14 protein-coding genes are annotated in these 18,079 nt (G+C 40.0%); 8 read left to right on the top strand and 6 right to left on the bottom strand.

Going from position 1 to position 18,079, the window contains the following annotated elements; translation table 11 throughout:
• Positions 1 to 101: 101 nt before the first annotated feature.
• A complete protein-coding gene (locus KO530_RS04305; protein WP_216047168.1) occupies positions 102 to 1,109 on the bottom strand; it encodes an adenosine deaminase in 1,008 nt (335 codons plus the stop codon).
• Between the two features lie 551 nt (positions 1,110 to 1,660).
• Here KO530_RS04305 and KO530_RS04300 point away from each other — a divergent pair.
• Positions 1,661 to 2,380, top strand: coding sequence for a cytochrome b/b6 domain-containing protein (locus KO530_RS04300; RefSeq protein ID WP_216047167.1), 720 nt, complete (start codon positions 1,661 to 1,663; stop codon positions 2,378 to 2,380).
• Positions 2,381 to 2,632: 252 nt separating this feature from the next.
• Here KO530_RS04300 and KO530_RS04295 read toward each other — a convergent pair whose 3' ends face one another.
• Entirely contained in the window at positions 2,633 to 3,616 is a 984-nt protein-coding gene (locus KO530_RS04295; RefSeq protein ID WP_216047166.1) for a DNA topoisomerase IB, read from the bottom strand.
• Between the two features lie 540 nt (positions 3,617 to 4,156).
• Between KO530_RS04295 and KO530_RS04290 the strand changes: the two genes are divergently transcribed.
• From KO530_RS04290 to KO530_RS04270, 5 genes are all read left to right on the top strand, one after another.
• On the top strand, positions 4,157 to 5,431 hold the full coding sequence (locus KO530_RS04290) for a DEAD/DEAH box helicase (RefSeq protein ID WP_216047165.1): 1,275 nt from the start codon (positions 4,157 to 4,159) through the stop codon (positions 5,429 to 5,431).
• Positions 5,432 to 5,614: 183 nt separating this feature from the next.
• On the top strand, positions 5,615 to 6,229 hold the full coding sequence (locus KO530_RS04285) for a DUF7010 family protein (RefSeq protein WP_216047164.1): 615 nt from the start codon (positions 5,615 to 5,617) through the stop codon (positions 6,227 to 6,229).
• A 26-nt stretch (positions 6,230 to 6,255) separates the two neighbouring features.
• On the top strand, positions 6,256 to 7,377 hold the full coding sequence (locus tag KO530_RS04280) for a sensor histidine kinase (protein WP_216047163.1): 1,122 nt from the start codon (positions 6,256 to 6,258) through the stop codon (positions 7,375 to 7,377).
• A gap of 48 nt (positions 7,378 to 7,425) precedes the next feature.
• Positions 7,426 to 8,037, top strand: coding sequence for a response regulator transcription factor (locus KO530_RS04275; RefSeq protein ID WP_216047162.1), 612 nt, complete (start codon positions 7,426 to 7,428; stop codon positions 8,035 to 8,037).
• Positions 8,038 to 8,555: 518 nt separating this feature from the next.
• Entirely contained in the window at positions 8,556 to 9,050 is a 495-nt protein-coding gene (locus KO530_RS04270; RefSeq protein WP_216047161.1) for a hypothetical protein, read from the top strand.
• Positions 9,051 to 9,077: 27 nt separating this feature from the next.
• On the opposite strand, the gene KO530_RS04265 is transcribed toward KO530_RS04270, so the two are convergent.
• Positions 9,078 to 9,746, bottom strand: coding sequence for a glutathione S-transferase (locus KO530_RS04265; protein ID WP_216047160.1), 669 nt, complete (start codon positions 9,744 to 9,746; stop codon positions 9,078 to 9,080).
• Positions 9,747 to 9,968: 222 nt separating this feature from the next.
• On the opposite strand from KO530_RS04265, the gene KO530_RS04260 reads away from it, so the two are divergent.
• Together KO530_RS04260 and KO530_RS04255 are read left to right on the top strand one after the other, a co-directional pair.
• The gene (locus KO530_RS04260) at positions 9,969 to 12,296 is read left to right on the top strand and encodes a peptidase U32 family protein (RefSeq protein ID WP_216047159.1); all 2,328 of its coding nucleotides are present in this window, start codon (positions 9,969 to 9,971) and stop codon (positions 12,294 to 12,296) included.
• 430 nt (positions 12,297 to 12,726) lie between these two features.
• Positions 12,727 to 13,707 (top strand): transposase, encoded by a 981-nt coding sequence (locus KO530_RS04255; protein WP_216047158.1) that lies wholly within the window; start codon positions 12,727 to 12,729, stop codon positions 13,705 to 13,707.
• A 248-nt stretch (positions 13,708 to 13,955) separates the two neighbouring features.
• Here the strand turns inward: KO530_RS04255 and speB are convergent, their stop codons facing one another.
• The 3 genes from speB to secD all read right to left on the bottom strand — a co-directional run bounded on the left by speB (position 13,956) and on the right by secD (position 18,034).
• Positions 13,956 to 14,780: an agmatinase gene (gene speB / locus KO530_RS04250; RefSeq protein WP_216047157.1), complete on the bottom strand. Its 825-nt coding sequence runs from the start codon at positions 14,778 to 14,780 to the stop codon at positions 13,956 to 13,958.
• Between the two features lie 444 nt (positions 14,781 to 15,224).
• Positions 15,225 to 16,199, bottom strand: a complete 975-nt coding sequence (gene secF / locus KO530_RS04245) for a protein translocase subunit SecF (protein ID WP_216047156.1) — start codon at positions 16,197 to 16,199, stop codon at positions 15,225 to 15,227.
• A complete protein-coding gene (gene secD, locus KO530_RS04240) occupies positions 16,199 to 18,034 on the bottom strand; it encodes a protein translocase subunit SecD (RefSeq protein WP_216047155.1) in 1,836 nt (611 codons plus the stop codon). Before secD ends, secF begins: the two co-directional genes overlap by 1 nt.
• Positions 18,035 to 18,079 lie beyond the last annotated feature (45 nt).

Genomic DNA, 18,079 nt, shown 5'->3' with positions numbered 1-18,079 from the left:
AAATTAAAACACCTATAACCACGTATTCATGGGTGTCTTGTTAAAATCTAAAGCAGCACAATCTAATTAAAATATAGATAGCCTGTTTTCTTTACGAAGACTTAAGAGCTAGTTACCACATAATCTTTTATGCTCGATAGATACAGTTGTTTCTCGGTTTCTGGCAACCAAGCTATGCGAAATGAATTTTCCACAAGGGTTTGTAGGTCCTGCTTATCAAAATCTCCCTCTTTTTGTAGTTCGATAAAATTTTCATTTAAGTAAGCTCGGAAGTAAGCTGGGTCGTCAGAATTTATCGTTACCATTATTTGCTCGTCTAACATGGTTCTAATTTCTTTTGCGGTAAGTGATTGCACCACAAACCTATTAGACACAGGACAAACCGTTAATCCAATTTTGCTATCGCGCAATTTAGCAACCAGTGAAGCGTCTTCTAGAGAGTTAACACCATGGTCAATGCGGTCAACCTTGATATCATCTAAACATTGTCCAATATGCGTGAGCGTGTTTTTTTGATTCACATCACAATGCATGGTTAGCTTAAGTCCTAGCTCTCTTGCTTTTTTAAATACTTGTTTGAATTTTATGGGGGGATTGTCGCGTTCATTCGAATCAAGTCCCACGCCCACTAAATAGGATAAATAAGGCTCTGCCATTGACAGATGCTCCATGGCAGACTCGGCAGACAATTCACGCAAAAAACACATGATTAACTGACTTTTTATACCGAGTTTTTGTTCAGCGTCAACTTGCGCTTTATGTATGCCGTTGATCACAATTGAAAAGTCGATGCCACGGGATGTATGCGCCTGCGGGTCAAAAAATAATTCGGCGTATACAATATTCTGATTACTTGCCTTAGTTAAATATGCCATGGTTAAATCGTAAAAATCGGACTCTGCCACAAGCACATTCATACCCGCATAGTATATTTCTAGAAACGATGGGAGATCGGTGAAGTCATATGCTTCAACCAATGCTTCGGGGGTTTTATAGGGTAGTGGAATACCGTTTTTCTTCGCCAATGCGAAACTAAGCTCTGGCTCTAAAGTGCCTTCCAAATGAACATGTAGCTCGGCTTTTGGGATGTTATCGATAAATGCTTGCATAATTTTGCTCTCAGTAATTCAATTTCGAGCAATATGAGCAAGTTTTATTCCTTTTTCACATCTAAACTTTTGTCAGCCTAAAAGCAGTGTTTAATCGAGTTTTGGTGCTAGGGACTACATATCTATTCGCACCGACATGAAAATTTAAAAAAGTCTGCACTAAAAAGTGGCAATCATGCTCTTGGATTGGCGACCTTTGTTTTGAGAAGGGATTATCAAAATTATTAAAAAAATTATTAAGACACCCATGTTAACGAGTATTTATTTTAAGTTCTCGGCAATCAAAAATAATCAGGACACTCACGTTAACAAAAAAATTATCAAGACACCCATGTTAACGGGTGGGTAATTTAAATACGCGGAATAATATAATCATGGGAAATTATCAGGACACCCATGTTAACGAGCAGGTAATTTAAATATGCGGAATAAAATAATCATGGGTGTCTTGTTAAGTAAGAAGCTTAGGTTATGCGCCAGATCAATGAATTGAACATCTTAATCATTTATGCTGAAAAGACAGTAAATTTCCTGACTACATCGAGGTGAATATGAATACTCAATATCAACAAGTCTATGTTTGGAGTCAATATTTGCGACTGTTTCATTGGATAAATGTTCTCACAATCACGATGTTACTGGGTTTCGGCTTAATTATTTTTAATGCGAAAACTTTAGGAGTAAGCGTTGATGGCAAAATTCTACTTAAAACCGTTCATGTCTTAACTGGTTACGTGTTTGCAGCTAACTTGTTGTTAAGAGTTGTTATGGGGTTTTTCGGTAAAGGATATGAACGCTGGCATAAGACTCTACCATTTGCTAAAGGATTTACTAAAGAGTTAGCCGACTTTAAACAACAACCCCATAAAAAATACAAAGGGCACAACCCGCTAGGGAAGCTTATGGTAGGGGCGCTATTGTTATCAATGTGTATTCAAATGATTAGTGGTTTAGTTATCGCAGGTACTGATATTTATTATCCTCCATTGGGGCAATATTTTGCTAAAAGTATTGCAGTTGATAGCAGTAAACTTGATAGCATTAAACCCTATTCTAAAGAAAATGTTGATGAACAAGCTTACCAAAAAATGCGCGAACTTCGAAAGCCATTTATCACTGCACATGTCTACGCTTTTTATGCGTTATTGTGCTTAATTCCATTACATATTATCGGCGTTGTTATTAGTGAGCGTAGAGAAAAAACTGCTTTGGTGTCTTCAATGATAAGTGGTTATAAATACCTTCCGACGAAAGACAATTTAGACGAATAGTTGGCTCATTAATCCACGGACATTAGAAAATTATAAGAATTATAAGGACACCCATGTTAACAAAGAGGAATTATCAAGACACCCATGTTAACGAGTAAGTAATTTAAATGCTCAGAATAATATAATCATGGGTGTCTTGTTAAAAGCGACGTATAAATATTGGCGTTTAATGCTTTGTTGGATAAAGGTGAGTGACGGTAATTGTGACTTTAAAAGTAATAAATAGTACTAAAAAGTTTATATGTTTGAATATTAAGTCGCGACTAAATATTCGAGTAGATTCAACGTTGCTTTTTCGTCTGGACTGAAATATTTGGCTCGCGAGCGTTTAAGTTGCTTGCGGAAATAAGCAAGAGTCCGTCCACTTTCGTAATGTAATATGACGTTGGGATGAATGTAATTTGAGCGGCATACTGCGGGTGTGTTACCTAATTCGCTTGCGACCTTTTTAACAGCGGTTAATACATTACTCTTATTTAGTTTCTGGTCACTTGCCGGGCCAAGTTCCTCAAGGGCGATTGCCATAAGTACGGTTCCGGCCCAAGTTCGAAAGTCTTTTGCGCTGAAGTCTTCACCCATAACTTCGACAATATATTGATTTAAATCTTGCGCGTTGATTTTTTTGCGTTCGCCATCAGGCAAGGTAATGTCAAACAACTCATAGCCAGCCATTTTTTCGAGATGGGTTAAAACCTTGCTTACGTGTTTATCGTCGACTTCCCGGTGTTGAGGTTGCTGACTTTTGCCAATGTAATCAAATTGAACCTGACCATCGTCAAAACTCATGTGTTTGACTCGCAAGGTGGTTAAACCGTATGTTTGGTTGTCACGGGTATAAGTGGGGTTGCCAGGCCTGAAAAAGGCTTCATCGAGCATACGCGTCATACAAGCTAGAACGGCGTTTTCATCGATGGGACGGCGTGTTATATGTTGTCCGGTGACTCTTCGCATCGTAGATAATTCTTTGGCGAATCGTAAAATTCGTTCAAATTTTTGTTCGCTAGCTTGCTCTGTCCACTTGGGGTTATAAATGTATTGTTTGCGGTTTTGTGCATCTCGACCAAAGGCTAATATTTTGGCACTGCGATCAAGATCAATCTGCACCTCTTGCCATGCTGGTGGTATTGCTAAGCTTCGCACCCAACGCTTAATTCCCTTATTTTTAACCGTTTTCCCTGTGGGATACTGATATGTAAACGATTCGCCGAAAGGCTTTCGAACAATATAGCGATCCATTTAAATCTCCATATTAAGAGTAAATCGGGTCTTAAATTTCAAAACTAATACGGTTCAACATCTTAAATCGATCAATCTAGATAGGTATTACTTTTTGTATTCTAGGTTTACCTTATTGGGAAATTTTGAGCACCGAATGTATCGTTTTGACCTATTGGGTAGGAAATTATTCATTAAATTATCAAGACACCCATGTTAGTTATCGAATTATCAGGACACCCATGTTAATTCAGGCGAATAATTAAGTTAGATGAAAAGATATAATCATGGGTGTCTTCTTAAATGTTGTAGGAAATCATTCAATATATTATCAGGACACCCACGTTAATTAGCTAATTATTAAAGTACGCAAAAAGCAATGGATTTGAGAACTTTTAAATAGTCTTCTGTCGGTTTGCTTTTTGTAATCTCAAATATCCTGATTTCAGTACTTATATTTACGGTTTTGTTATACCTTTGGTTTGCGCTATCAATAAATCAAATACAGATCTCAATTCCACTGTTTAGAAAATATTAATCTTTCCAAGGAATACTTACTCTATGTCTTTTCGTTTGTTAGGCCTGTGTGACGCGTTGTTGAATACTCTTGCCGAAAAAAGTTACACAACACCTTCACCCATACAGATTGAAGCTATTCCGGCAGTGCTTGAAGGACGTGATGTCATGGCTATGGCCCAGACTGGCACGGGTAAAACGGCGGCTTTTGCACTGCCAGTTGCACAGCTATTAGCTGGTGGCACTAATCCACTTGCAAAAAACGTACGTGGGTTGATCATTGTGCCAACACGAGAACTCGCCTCTCAGGTTGCAAAGAGTGTAGAAAATTACTGTTGTAATATGGCAATCTGTTGTGGAGCGGTCTTCGGTGGTGTCAGGATAGAACCCCAGATATCAATGCTGAAAGATGGTTTGGATATCTTAGTCGCTACACCTGGTCGTCTCATTGATTTGTATCATCAACAAGCAATTAACTTTGAACAACTTGAAATATTGGTCTTAGATGAGGCTGACCGTATGTTGGAATTGGGTTTTATCGACGACATTCGCAGCATCCAAAACTTGTTACCCAACCAACGTCAAACTTTAATGTTTTCAGCGACATTTTCTAAATCAATAAAAGCCCTAGCTAAAAGTATGTTGAATAACCCTCTTGTGATTGAAGTGACGACGGCTAATAGCACTGTCGATTCAGTTAAGCAATTGATACATCCCGTCGACAAAGCCCGGAAAAGTGAAGCGCTGATATACCTGATCAAGAAAAATAAATGGCATCAACTGTTGGTATTTTGTCGCACTAAGCGCGGAGCCGATGATTTAGTATCCCAGCTAAAAAATGCCGGTATTAGCGCGGATTCAATCCATGCGAACCGAACCCAGCATGCACGCACGCTAGCATTAGATGGATTTAGTAACGGTAATATTCAAGTTTTGGTTGCTACTGATATTGCCTCTCGAGGTATTGATGTAAACCAACTACCTTGCGTGATTAATTTTGACCTGCCGTATGTTGCCGAAGATTACGTGCATCGCATCGGTCGCACTGGGCGTGCTGATAACACTGGCTTAGCTTTATCATTGTTCAGTGAGGATGAATCAAAACAGTTGCAAACAATTGAACGGGTGATTGGTTGCAAGTTGCCGCGTGAAATCATCTCTGGTTTTACACCCAATAAGAAGGCATCAGTAAAAACCTCTGATGAAGAGCTTTACGGTAATTTTGAGCCTGATCCTAAGCTCAAATCTAAGCGAAAAGGTGAATTTCTAGCGCGGGGAAAACTGCTTGCCAAGTCATCTAGTAGTAAGCGCAATCGTTAATACTTACACAAAGAACCTATCAAATACCCATTATGCTAAGAATTAGTCTTTAATACCTCAGAGCCGGCCTTTAAGTTTATTTTGTGACAAATGTCACATCTTATTGGTGACATTTGTGCCTTATTCTTTGTTCACACTTTGGCAATAATAAACTCGTCTTTTAAACAACTAGCGAGTTAAAAAATGAAAACATTAACCTTAGATCAGCAACGCGAACAGTTTCGTCAACGTCGTTTTTTAGCGATGCCTTTAGCTGGAATGATAGTATGGAGCATTATTGGCTTTATCGGCTTTTTTGTTGAATCAATGGAAATAAAAGTATGGTCAGTATGGTTAGGGTGTGGTGCTATTTTCTATTTGGGGATTTTCTTTGCCAAGCTCACCGGTGAAGACTTCTTTAACCGCAAAGGCCCTAAAAATGAATTTGATAACCTGTTTATGGCAGGAGTAGTAATGGCGTTGTTAGTGTTTGCCATCGTCATGCCTTTCGCAACTAAAGAAAATGAATCGATTCCTATGTCAGTTGGTATTCTTGCCGGATTAATGTGGATGCCGTTATCATGGGCAATTCAGCATTGGGTTGGATATTTCCATGCTATTACTCGAACTATTGCGATCGTGACCTGCTACTTTGTTGCCCCTGAGCATGTATTTGTATCTGTACCGGCTGTAATTGTAGTGATATATATTGTCAGTATTTATATCCAAGAAAAGCGCTTTGCCAACATCAAAGGTGCAACTGGCAGTCAAAGTAAGGCACTAAAGGATGCGGCTTTTACAGCAAGCCTTGCTAAGTGATGATGTAATAATCACAAGGAAATAAAATGGCTAACACTATACCAAACAGCAATATAAGCTTGCCCGCCCTTGGGCGTGGTGAGCGCAAGAAATGGTCTTTCATTTCACTCGTTTTTTCATTCTTTTATTTCGTTCCCCTGTTTATCGGTTCCAATACTCTTAGTACTAATCATTTGATTGCTTCTATCGGTATTTATGTATCCTTTATCGTGTTTTATATTTGGGCTGTTTTTGCTAGTGGAACGGCTGTGATATTGCCAATCATTTGCCTTGTGTTAGCTTGTATAGGTGGCACGTTGCTCAATTTTGCAGGGTTATTTTTATTTGGTTTTGCGACTTTTTTGATAGGCTATCATGGCCGTGGTTGGGTACGTGCAATTAGTCTTTTAATTGTTTTGAGTGCTATGGTTGCTTCGGTAATGCACTATCAAACCGTTGATTTACGTTATCTAATCCCCTCAGTTTTTGCGTGTTTGGCATTATTCGCATTTGGATTACTGGAAAGAAAAGAAGCCTTCATTGAAATACACAAACAGCATGCTGCAAATGAACTAGCGCAGGTTAGTGCCATTGCCGAGCGAGAGCGCATAGGTCGAGATTTACACGATTTAGTTGGGCATACTCTTTCAACTATTGCACTAAAGGCTGAGCTAGCAGAAAAACTCCTCCAACACGACCGCACCGACGAAGCAAAAACGCAACTTGCTGAGCTTAGTGCCGTTTCCCGCGAAGTCTTGTCTGATGTAAGGAGAGCAGTTTCAGGCATGAAAAAACTCTCATTGCAAAGCGAATTACAGACTCTGACTAAATTGCTCGAAAATGCCAATATCGAAGTAGCATTAACGACAAATAAGTTGAGTGAAGTGGACCTGCCTGTAAATATTGAGCTGCAAATGGCGTTTGTTGCCAAAGAAGCAGTGACTAATATTCTGCGTCATAGTGATGCGAGTAAAGCCTATATTGAGGCGTATATTGACGGTGACATAATGAATATGCGTATTGGGGATAACGGCAGTAAGTCCAATATGCCCTATAAAGCTGGAAATGGTTTAACCGGTATGCAAGAACGCTTAGAGATGATTGATGGTACTTTGCTTATTAAGCATGACAAGGGGATGCACCTTGAAATAAGCGTCGCATTGTCTTAAGGCTAGCCGCTGGTGTTAAAAAATGAATTAATTGAAAAGGGAAATTTAATGACTACAAATTTAGTTATTGCTGAAGATCAAACCTTAGTGCTCGATGCACTGACCGCATTAATTGGTTTTGAATCAGATATAAAGGTAGTGGCGTCTTGTGGTGATGGGACAAAAGCGCTTAGTTTTATTAATAGTTCAGATGTAATCCCCGATATTGTATTGACCGATATTGAAATGCCACATATGACGGGCATCGAACTTGCCGAAACCTTGCAGAAGCAACATCCAAGCATAAAAATTGTGATCATGACGACTTTCGCCAAAGCCGGCTATATGCGTCGAGCAATTGAGGCTGGGGTACGGGGGATCGTGCTCAAAGAAGCTCCCAGTAACTATTTAATTACCAGTTTACGCAAAGTGATAAGCGGCGAGCGAGTAATTGATACCGAGCTAGCCATGATGGCGTTAGGGGATAAGGATCCACTTAACAGCAAAGAGCGTAAAGCACTAAAACTTGCGGCTGAAGGCTTGTCTACCGCTGAAATTTCAGAGAAATTATTTATTGCGCAAGGCACAGTGCGTAACTACCTTTCAGAAGCCATATCTAAGATGAATGCGACCAACCGAGTTGATGCGGCGCGAATTGCCAATCAGAAAGGGTGGTTATAGCGAGTTTGCCAGTAGATTGATTCTTTTATGATGTTTTCCGAAAAAGCTAAACCTGAGATATCTTTGTTATAAATTCATAGATATCTTTTTGAGTTTTGCATACATGGCTAAACATGGGTGTCTTGTTTATTCGGTGTCTTGTTTATTCCTACATCAATAGCGCCGAATACGAAACTTTGCGGTGGGTGTCCTGTTTATTCACGTGCTAGTTATGGGTGTCTTATTTATTTCTTCATCAATAGCGCCGAATACGAAACTTTGCGGTGGGTGTCCTGTTTATTCACGTGCTAGTTATGGGTGTCTTATTTATTCCTTTTTGTCTGTAGATACGAAATCTGCATTTTCTCCACATTACCTGCACCTTCTTTCAATATTTGATCGTTAATATTGATTGCATTCTCAGTAAAAAACTCCATGCGTCTCAAGATAATCTTGCATTTGTGAATTAACTTACTGGAGAGTAGGCATTTTGTTTTTTTACACCAAATTCGGTCATGCCAAATAGAGAGGTACTTATAATGTTTACAGGTTCTAAAAAAGTAGTCATCGCTTTGTCTTGCATCAGTGTTTTATTGTTATCTTCTTGTGCGGGGCGCGGAGGTATACACCATGGTCATGGTGGAGGAGCAAACCCGCTCACAGGTTTAATTATCGGTGGTATTATTGGTGGCGTAATCGGTCATGAGATTGGCAAAGGTGAGGCCCGCGCGAACGCTACAATTGTCGGCCCAACGGTTGAAATACATATAGGCGGCAATGTGGGGCGTCATATGAATCGACATGATCGAATATATATTTCCCATTCTCTAGAAACGATTCGTACTGGCGTTGCAACACAATGGTATAACCCGGATACAGGATATGAATACCGCGTGGTACCTACCAAAACGTACTTAATTGATGGTCAAACATGTCGCGAATATACTGTTGATGCAACCATTGCAGGGAACGCTGAGATAGTGCATGGAGTTGCTTGCCGTGGAGCAGATGGTAGCTGGGTTGTTAGAAAATAGTATGACTTTTATCCAGAAGTGACAGGGCTATTTGCTCGCATCCCATACCTCAAACTTTGTCATTACCTTGGTGAACATCACACTTTGTAGGTAATGCTTAAGCCATTTTTTCAAATTGGGATAAGGGGATTGCTGATACCATTGGCGTTCTACTTTAGCAAATTGACGAATAAAGGGTAAAAGTGCGATATCAACTAAGCTTTCTCTGTCTGACATGATATAACTGGCTTTGTTAGTATTCCTTTTAGCGTTCTCAACTGATAATAGACCTTCTAATTCTTGAATATAAATCTCACAAGCTTGCCTGCATTCAGTCAGATTATTTTCTCGATATCGTTGTGCGCATTTATAGGCATTTAAGCGAGTTTTAAATTCGTCATCAAAACGTGCAATCATTGAAAGCATTGAAGGTAGTGCCACTGGATCATCTTTACGAAGTAGATCGTCAGGATCATTCTGAGCCAAGGCCCACAACATAACCTCAAGGCTTTCATCAACGATCAACGATGGTTGTAATTCATCACCTACAACTAAAATTGGCACAGTCCCTTTGGCTGAAGCGTCGAGCATTTCTACGGGTTTATTGTTTAAATTTACTTCGCGCACAGCAACAGATTGATTGGCTTTGAAAAGAGCTATTCTAGCTCGCATCGCATAAGGACAGTTTCGTAATGAGTAAAGTATTGGCAGTGTCATAGTTTATCGTTCTAGTGTTCTTCAAAGTTAGCTCTGATGACATTTATCTCATGTTTTGAGTAGCTTAATTTGGTACTTTGCAGTATTTACAGATAATAATCTACTCTAGTCATATTCATTGGCTAAAGATACAGGTAAAATCGCCAGCATAAAATTGCAGGACTTATAATACTTCTGTGAGTATCACCCCCAATGAATCGCACCTAAATGAGTAATATCGGCATGAATAATCTCCAAACCACACAAAAAATTGAATTATTAGCCCCAGGTGGAGATATTGATGCCATTAAAGCGGCCATTATTGCGGGTGCCGATGCCGTTTATTGTGGTTTAGACAACTTTAATGCCCGTAATCGCGCGTCTAATATTTCTTTTGAACAACTTGTTGGGGTAATTCGCTTAGCCCATCAATATGATTGCGAAATATTTCTAACCTTGAATATTGTGATTCTAGAGCAAGAGTTTACGACCTTAGCTAAATTACTCAGTAAGCTAGTAAACACCACTTTAGACGGTGTGATTGTTCAAGATATAGGTATGTTTAACCTGATTAAAAAACATTTTCCCAGCTTGGATATTCATGCTTCTACACAGCTCACTACTCATAATGCGGGCCAAATAGCTTTCCTAAAAAAATTAGGGGCCTCAAGGGTTAATTTATCTAGAGAGTTAAACCTACGAGAAATAACAGCCTTAACTGCAGTTAGCCGCGAACACGATATTTTAACTGAAGTGTTCGTTCATGGTTCATTGTGCGTGGCGTTCTCGGGGTTGTGTTATTCAACTTCTGCAAGCGCTGGTAACTCGGGGAATCGTGGCCGCTGTAGTCAAGCGTGCCGTGAAGAATATGAAACCACCGAGTCGGGGCACAATTTCCCCCTTAATCTTAAAGATAACTCGGCATTCTTTGATCTGCCAGCACTCATCGAAGCCGGTGTTTATTCGTTTAAAATTGAAGGACGAATAAAAGGCGCAAGTTACGTACATACGGTAGTGGATAGTTTTCGTAAACAAATCGACGGTTTTATTGAAACCGGCGAGTTACTTGAAGATGGTGAGCGCTTGTATAAAGTCTTTAATCGGGATTTTTCTAATGCGTTTTTGCGCGGTGATTTGAATCAGTCAATGTTTATCGATAACCCTCGAGACAACTCTAAAAACCATGCCATTGCTAAAGCCACCTCTAACGACGACAGCAATCGTATATCGGTGGTACAAATACAAGAAGTGAAGCAAACTCTTTACCAAGAAAAAAATGAGCTTCATGATATTGTACGAGAAAAAATTCAGTATTTGAGTATAGATAAAGTCCCTTTAATCTTAGCTTTTTCTGGTCAGCAAGGTAGTCAATTAACCCTAAATATTCGCACCGATGATGGGGCTTTTTATCGAAGTACTGAGGCTCAAGTATCTCAAGGGCGAAGCAAAAGTTTTACATTACAATCGAGCAGCTTATTAGCAAAAAGTGATAAAAATGCGATTGACGAACAGGTCTTAGAGAAACGCTTTAGAAGTTTGGGGAATGGGGATTATGAGCTCCAAAGCATTGATACTCAGCATCTGTCAACTGGGTTAACTGTGCCTTTTAGTGAAATGACAACTTTGAAAAATGAAGCGATTAGATTGCTCAATGGTGCGCAAGCGTTGATCCCTCCTGTGACATTACCTAAATTGAAAAATCACCCAAAAAGTGCAGATACTAACGTTAAGCTTTCCATATTAATTTGTGACCAAGCAGATGTTGCTTTGGCAGACGTTTCCAGCGCTGATATTTACTTTAAATTACCCGATGCTTATAAACGTGATTGCACGAAGTACGTTGACTTTTTGGCTGACAATCCGCGCCTGATACCATGGTTTCCAGCAGTATTAATTGGCAAAGATTATGATGTGGCAATTAATATTTTGGAAAAAGTTATGCCGCCATTAATCGTTACTAACAATACAGGTATTGCTTACCGTGCTAATCAGTTAGGAATAAAGTGGATAGCAGGACCATTTTTAAATACAACCAACTCGTATGCATTGATGGCAATGAAAGAAGATTTTGATTGTAGTGGCGCATTTATTTCGAATGAGCTTAATCGTATGCAAATGAAAAACATTGCACGTCCTGACAATTTCAAACTATTTTACAGCATCTATCACCCAATTTTACTGATGACTAGCCGACAGTGTTTCTTCCAGCAAAGTGTCGGTTGTGAAAAACCGAGAATAGATAACGGATGTATGCTGTCTTGTGATAAATCCACTAGTATTACTAATCTTAAAGGGATGTCTTTTGCCATTGATAAACAAAAAGCGGGTTACCCTAGCATTTACAACGAAGACCAGTTTTTGAATATGCAGGTGATACATGATTTGGCTGACTTATTTGATGGTTTTATGATTGATTTAACTAACATTGGTGCTGGCGATAAAGTTTCTCCGGATAAAATTGCGTTAATTCATCAATTCGAACAATTACTCGCGGGAGATAAAATGGTGGAGGCAACGTTAAATGCTATGGTGCCGGAATCAACAGTTAGTCAATATCATGCTGGGCTTTAAGTAATGGAAGGTATACTGACAATTAACTTTTAAATACCGATGGTTCTCTAATTAAAAGAGCTCAAAATCTGGCGGGCTAAATTTAACATTTTAAGGCATTTGTTAATTTGTTCTCCGTCAGTCACTGTCACACTGACAACTCGGTTATATACTTCAAAATTAACATTGCTTGCGCAAACGCTATCACTTGCCTTTCCATTTTGATTTCAAGCCAAACTCACTATTAAGACACCCATGCTTAGTTATTGAGGCCGTTATCAAGACACCCACCTTTGGATGACAACTTGAAGTAAACAATTTTACGGCTGGATTAAGTTTAAAACCTTTCAGTTTTGAAACAGGTTATGCTCATGTGTCTATTTCAATACTATTACATTCTCAACTCTCGGCTAAACTTAAAAGTCTTCAATCAACCAAGGAAGGATGATGTATGCCGCAAGCTCGAAAAAATCAAATAAGTTTAATCGATACTCCTTATTATCATTGTGTATCCAGATGTGTAAGACAGTCATTTTTATGTGGTGAAAATAAATTTACCGGGCAAAGTTATGAGCATCGACGAGGCTGGGTGGAATCTCGTCTATTATTTTTAGGTTCGGTCTTTGCTATCGATATCGCGGCTTATGCGGTTATGAACAATCATACTCACGTGGTGTTGTTTGTAGATAAAAACCTTGCTGAGAGTTGGTCGGAAAAAGAGGTACTTACTCGCTGGCATCAATTACACAGAGGCACTCTGCTTACGCAAAAATTCATGCGCGGTGAAGAGCTAAGCGAATATGAGCAGCTCACGGTGGATCAAATTGCCGAAGTAAATCGTAAACGCTTGTATGACATAAGTTGGTTTATGCGTGATTTGAACGAGTACATTGCTAGAGAAGCAAACAAAGAGGATGAATGTACAGGCAGATTTTGGGAAGGAAGATTCAAATCTCAAGCGCTCTTAGACCAACGAGCCGTTATTGCCTGTATGGCATACGTTGACTTGAACCCAATTCGAGCGAAAATGGAAAGTACGCCGCAAACCTCCAAACATACCAGTATTTTCCAGCGTATCGCCGCTGTAAAAACGGGTAAACAACCTGATTCACTGCTGCGTTTTGTCGGTAATCATCAAAAAAATATGGCCTCAGGTATCGCCTTCAGCTTAATTAACTATTGTGAGTTAGTGGTTCGCACCGGTCAATTTATTCGAGACGATAAAGTGGGACACTTAAAGGCAAAAGAAAGCTCCATTATAGATAATTTAGGTATCAATTCAGAGCAATGGTTTACTCTTACCACTGAATTTGAACAGCATTTTTCGATTGCAGTGGGCAGTGAACATATGCTGCAACAATTTAAGCGCAACACAAAACATCAACGAATACGAGGCATGGGAAAAGCAAAAGTGTTGCTTAGACAAATTTAAAGTCATACACCTAAAATTACCAATATTGCAGCAAAAGTTGGCAATCACTGTTGTCTTTGGAATGTTAAAACAGAGACATTATCAATTTGAAAATGACCATTAGCCCTCCAGAATATATATAGAACCTCCTAAAGCTCAAGGAAACTAAAGCATCGTAGTCATCAAGTATTAACTTAGAGGAACATATATATTTTCATATATATGGGTGTCTTAATAATTAGGTGTCTTAATAATTAACGAAGACATTACTACTCGAGCATTTTACCGCAGACTTCTTTGTATAACTTAGTGGCAACCATAGCGGTCATATCGTTTATGTCACGTATGGGATTGTATTCGACAATGTCAGCGCCTATTACGGGTACGTTTAAGCGATGAATAACATCCAATATTTGGCGTACACTTAAACCACCTGGTTCGTGGTGAGATACGCCTGGGGCATAGGCTGGGTCCAGTGCATCCATGTCTATTGTTATATATACAGGGCCGGTAATGTTGATTTGTTGAGCGCCTTTGTAGTGGGTCATTTCGTGTACTTCAACCTCAAAGCGTTTTGCTTGTTCTCGTTGGTGTTGATTTAAGGTGCGGATCCCTACTTGTACTAAGTGATTGGCCAACTTATTTTCCATGATTCGCGCAAAAGGGCAGGCGTGGGATAATGGATTGTTATCAAGAATGTCATATAAATCGGGATGAGCATCGAAATGCAAAATAGTAATGTCAGAATGATGTTTTGCCAACGCTTTAATAATCGGATAAGTAATGGAGTGATCGCCACCAAAAGTCAGGGGTTTCGCACCTTGCAAGGCTATCTTATCAATGACCTTCTCAAGCGCTTCAAATGCGTCGACTTCTTGTGTCCAAGACACTTCACCGGAATCCACTAACCTAGGATTATCATTAAGCTCTTGCCCCAACTCAGTAGCTGAATTTGATGAGCCCGACTCCATCATTGTGCGTATTGCTTTTGGTCCCAAAGCAGCGCCTTTCAGATGTGACGAAAAAGCGTCAAATGGCATGTTCAGTAAAGCAATGTCATCTTTAGATAATGGTTTATCTTGCGGTTTTTTCATAGTGGCGTACTCAAAGTTTCATATCATTAGCACCACTTTAAATTGCCATGAATGATAAATCCACCTGCAGGCACCTGCTATCCTGTTTGTTTTATGGTAAATCGTCAGGAGCTACTCTGCTTTGATTAAGTGGATGCTGAATCTTGCCAACCAGATAGAAATTCAGGCTCAGATTGCCAAGCCGTATATCTGCTGCACTTGATAATAACACTCGAAATATGACGCCAGTTCATTAACCCATTGTAAAATTTTGTTATGGGTGTGGTGTCTAGTTAATACCTTCTATCATGGGTGTCCAGCTAATCATGGGTGTCTCGCTAATATCTAATATCTCCAGCTAACAATCATGGGTGTCTAGCTAATACCTTTACTGCAACTTCAAAGCAAAAAATGTCCAATTATGTGGACATTTTAATCTTGATTCTGGGTTCTATCTAGCGATAGCTATGGCTCATCATTGAGTAGTAATTCCTGGGCACGATGTTGATAGAATGCTGGATTTAAACCTATTAGTTGCGGGATTGTGGCCGACACTGCAATTGAAGAGAGTGTTCCAAACACAACACCTGCAAATAACGCAATGGCAAAACCTTGTAATGGCTGTCCTCCGAATATCCAAATGGCGCCTATTGTAGCCAGTGTTGTGCCTGAGGTTATCAGTGAGCGCGTTAATGTTGATTTAATTGCGGTATTGACTAAGTCATTCATCTTTAAGCCGGACTTGGCGCGCATTACTTCACGGAGCTTGTCGCCTATTACAATAGAGTCGTTGAGTGAGTAGCCGATGATGGCTAGTACGGCAGCAAGCACAGTTAAGTCAAAGGTCAAACCGAGCCAGGCGAATAGCCCAAGAACAACTAAAACATCATGTACTAAAGCGACCAATGAACCACAGGCTAAGCGCCATTCAAAGCGCCAAGTTAGGTATACCATCATAGCAATTGCCGCTACGATCAAGGCTAAACCACCGTTATCAATCAGTTCAGATCCAACCTGGGAGCCAATAAAAACCGAATCCTGAGGTGTAATATCGTAACCGCTTTGGTTGGCAAATTGATTTAGCCACTGTTTATCAATTACATCCGTTGTGTCATCCCCTTGGCGAATAGTCCAATGGGTATTTGTCATGCTGCTATTGAGTTCAAAATCGCCAGTTAACTGCGCAGCTAATTGGTTTTGCATGTGTGATTTTTCGATACTCTGGCTGGTGGTAAATTCGGTCAAATAACCGCCAGTAAAATCTAATCCCAAATTTAACCCGCGCAGACCTAATCCCAATGCAGATATTACCATCAAAGCCATAGCCAAACAAAAGCCCGCCAAACGATACTTGCTAAAACGAGAAACGGTTTGAGTTGAACCTTTACCTTCATTGGACTCATTATTACTTGATGAGTTGTTGATTAAATGTGTTGTCATTAACTGAGCTCCTTATGTGATACCGCAATTTGTGGTTTCACCAAATAGGTTAAAACGTGGGAAACAAATACACCGGTAAACATACTGGTTAAAATACCTAGACTTAACGTCATGGCAAATCCTTTTACTGGGCCATAGCCAATACTTAAGAGTATTAACGCGGTGATCATTGTGGTGATATTTGCATCTAAAATCGTCGAAAATGCTTCTTTATAGCCAGTTTCAATGGCTGAGAAGTTACTTTGTCCACGCCTTCGCTGTTCTTTTATTCGCTCAAAAATTAGCACATTTGTATCTACGGCCATGCCCACGGTTAATACCAAACCAGCAATACCGGGGAGGGTAAGCACCACATTTGGTAACAATGCCATTAAGCCCAATAAACACACTAGGTTAAGCACCAAACTGGTGTTAGCAATTAAGCCGAGTTTTCGATACCACAAGCCCATAAATAGCAACGTAATGCCTAAACCAATGGCTAATGCCATGATCCCGTTGTTGACATTGTCTTGCCCCAAAGAGGCTTGAATTGTGCGTTGTTGAACTATAGTAATGGGAGCGTCTAACGAGCCTGCGCGCAAGAGTAATGCAAGGTCAGATGCCGCCTGATGACTTTCTAAATTAGTGATGCTAAAGCGGTTACCCAACTGACTTTGAATAGTCGCAACGCTGATGACTTTGCTTTTTTTGATCATCTCATCAGCAGCGTTTCTGTGGTACTCAGAAAAAACCACTACCATAGGCTTGCCAATATTGTTTTTGGAGAACGCTGACATTTTTTGACCGCCAATAGCATCTAACGACAGGTTCACCAAGGCAACGCCCATTTCGTCGCGACCTGTGCTGGCATTTTCGATACTCGCTCCTGTAAAAATGGGCTTTGAAACTACCCGCAAATGACGACCGTCTTCATCGCGAAAGGTTTTAGTTCCAATTGCACTATCGCCAGCTATTTCATAAAAATCTAATGAGGCTGTCGCTCCTATGATTCGTTTGGCTTGTTCTGGATCTTTAACCCCAGGTAATTCCACACGAATACGATTCTTTCCTTGTCGTTGCGTAACTGCTTCGGTAATTCCTAACTCTTCAATTCTGCCACGTAGAGTTGTAATTGCCTGGGCCATAGTTTCACTGTGAAATGTGCTAAGGCTTTGTTGGGAATACATTAAAATGCCGTTGTTATCATCAACAGATGTGTAAGTTATGCCCGGCAAACGTTTCTGTAATTCGTTTACTACTATTTTCACATTGCCGGATTGATGACTCAAAAAATGTAAGTTAATTTTGCTCGTCAAATCCTCGTCATCAGCAGCAACCTTGACAGTCATACCGCGCAAACTATTTTGATGAATGATTTGCAGGGCTTCGTCTTTGGCACTTTCTATTCTTTCTTGATCAGCTTTGTGGATATCCACTTCCAGTACAAAGAGCACACCACCGCTTAAATCTAAGCCTAATTTAATCGGCGACATACCTAGTTCGTCGAGCCACTTAGGGGCCGCAGATTGGCTTCTCAAGCGGACTTGGTATGCCGAACCTAAATTATTTTTTAGCTGCTGCTGTGCCCGTGACAGTGTTTCATCGTCTCCTTCAATAACGATCTTACTGTCTACTTCGCCGTTGATAATTTGTTTAACTTGAATGTCTTCTTGTTGCATTAAATTACGCAACTGTTGTGGCGACGGCAGTGATTGAGTTGGGGTTTGCGCGCTAATCAATAACGCGTTGTTGCTCCCGTATAGTGTTGGAATCGCATTTAATCCCAGAATGAGTACAGTGACAATGATCACTATTATTTGCCAAGTATGCTTGGGTTTTGCAGTTGTTTTACGCATATTCGTTCTCTTTTTACCCAAATGAAGCGCTTTGAAGCGACTATC

Origin of the sequence: Aliiglaciecola lipolytica, assembly GCF_018860635.1 — a bacterium.
GTDB lineage: Bacteria > Pseudomonadota > Gammaproteobacteria > Enterobacterales > Alteromonadaceae > Aliiglaciecola > Aliiglaciecola lipolytica_A.
This window is presented reverse-complemented; position numbering and strand designations above follow the sequence as displayed.

Coding starts and splice junctions, on each gene's coding strand:
- KO530_RS04305 (WP_216047168.1), bottom strand. CDS start 1,109: ATGCAAGCATTTATCGATAACATCCCAAAAGCCGAGCTACATGTTCAT.
- KO530_RS04300 (WP_216047167.1), top strand. CDS start 1,661: ATGAATACTCAATATCAACAAGTCTATGTTTGGAGTCAATATTTGCGA.
- KO530_RS04295 (WP_216047166.1), bottom strand. CDS start 3,616: ATGGATCGCTATATTGTTCGAAAGCCTTTCGGCGAATCGTTTACATAT.
- KO530_RS04290 (WP_216047165.1), top strand. CDS start 4,157: ATGTCTTTTCGTTTGTTAGGCCTGTGTGACGCGTTGTTGAATACTCTT.
- KO530_RS04285 (WP_216047164.1), top strand. CDS start 5,615: ATGAAAACATTAACCTTAGATCAGCAACGCGAACAGTTTCGTCAACGT.
- KO530_RS04280 (WP_216047163.1), top strand. CDS start 6,256: ATGGCTAACACTATACCAAACAGCAATATAAGCTTGCCCGCCCTTGGG.
- KO530_RS04275 (WP_216047162.1), top strand. CDS start 7,426: ATGACTACAAATTTAGTTATTGCTGAAGATCAAACCTTAGTGCTCGAT.
- KO530_RS04270 (WP_216047161.1), top strand. CDS start 8,556: ATGTTTACAGGTTCTAAAAAAGTAGTCATCGCTTTGTCTTGCATCAGT.
- KO530_RS04265 (WP_216047160.1), bottom strand. CDS start 9,746: ATGACACTGCCAATACTTTACTCATTACGAAACTGTCCTTATGCGATG.
- KO530_RS04260 (WP_216047159.1), top strand. CDS start 9,969: ATGAATAATCTCCAAACCACACAAAAAATTGAATTATTAGCCCCAGGT.
- KO530_RS04255 (WP_216047158.1), top strand. CDS start 12,727: ATGCCGCAAGCTCGAAAAAATCAAATAAGTTTAATCGATACTCCTTAT.
- speB (WP_216047157.1), bottom strand. CDS start 14,780: ATGAAAAAACCGCAAGATAAACCATTATCTAAAGATGACATTGCTTTA.
- secF (WP_216047156.1), bottom strand. CDS start 16,199: ATGACAACACATTTAATCAACAACTCATCAAGTAATAATGAGTCCAAT.
- secD (WP_216047155.1), bottom strand. CDS start 18,034: ATGCGTAAAACAACTGCAAAACCCAAGCATACTTGGCAAATAATAGTG.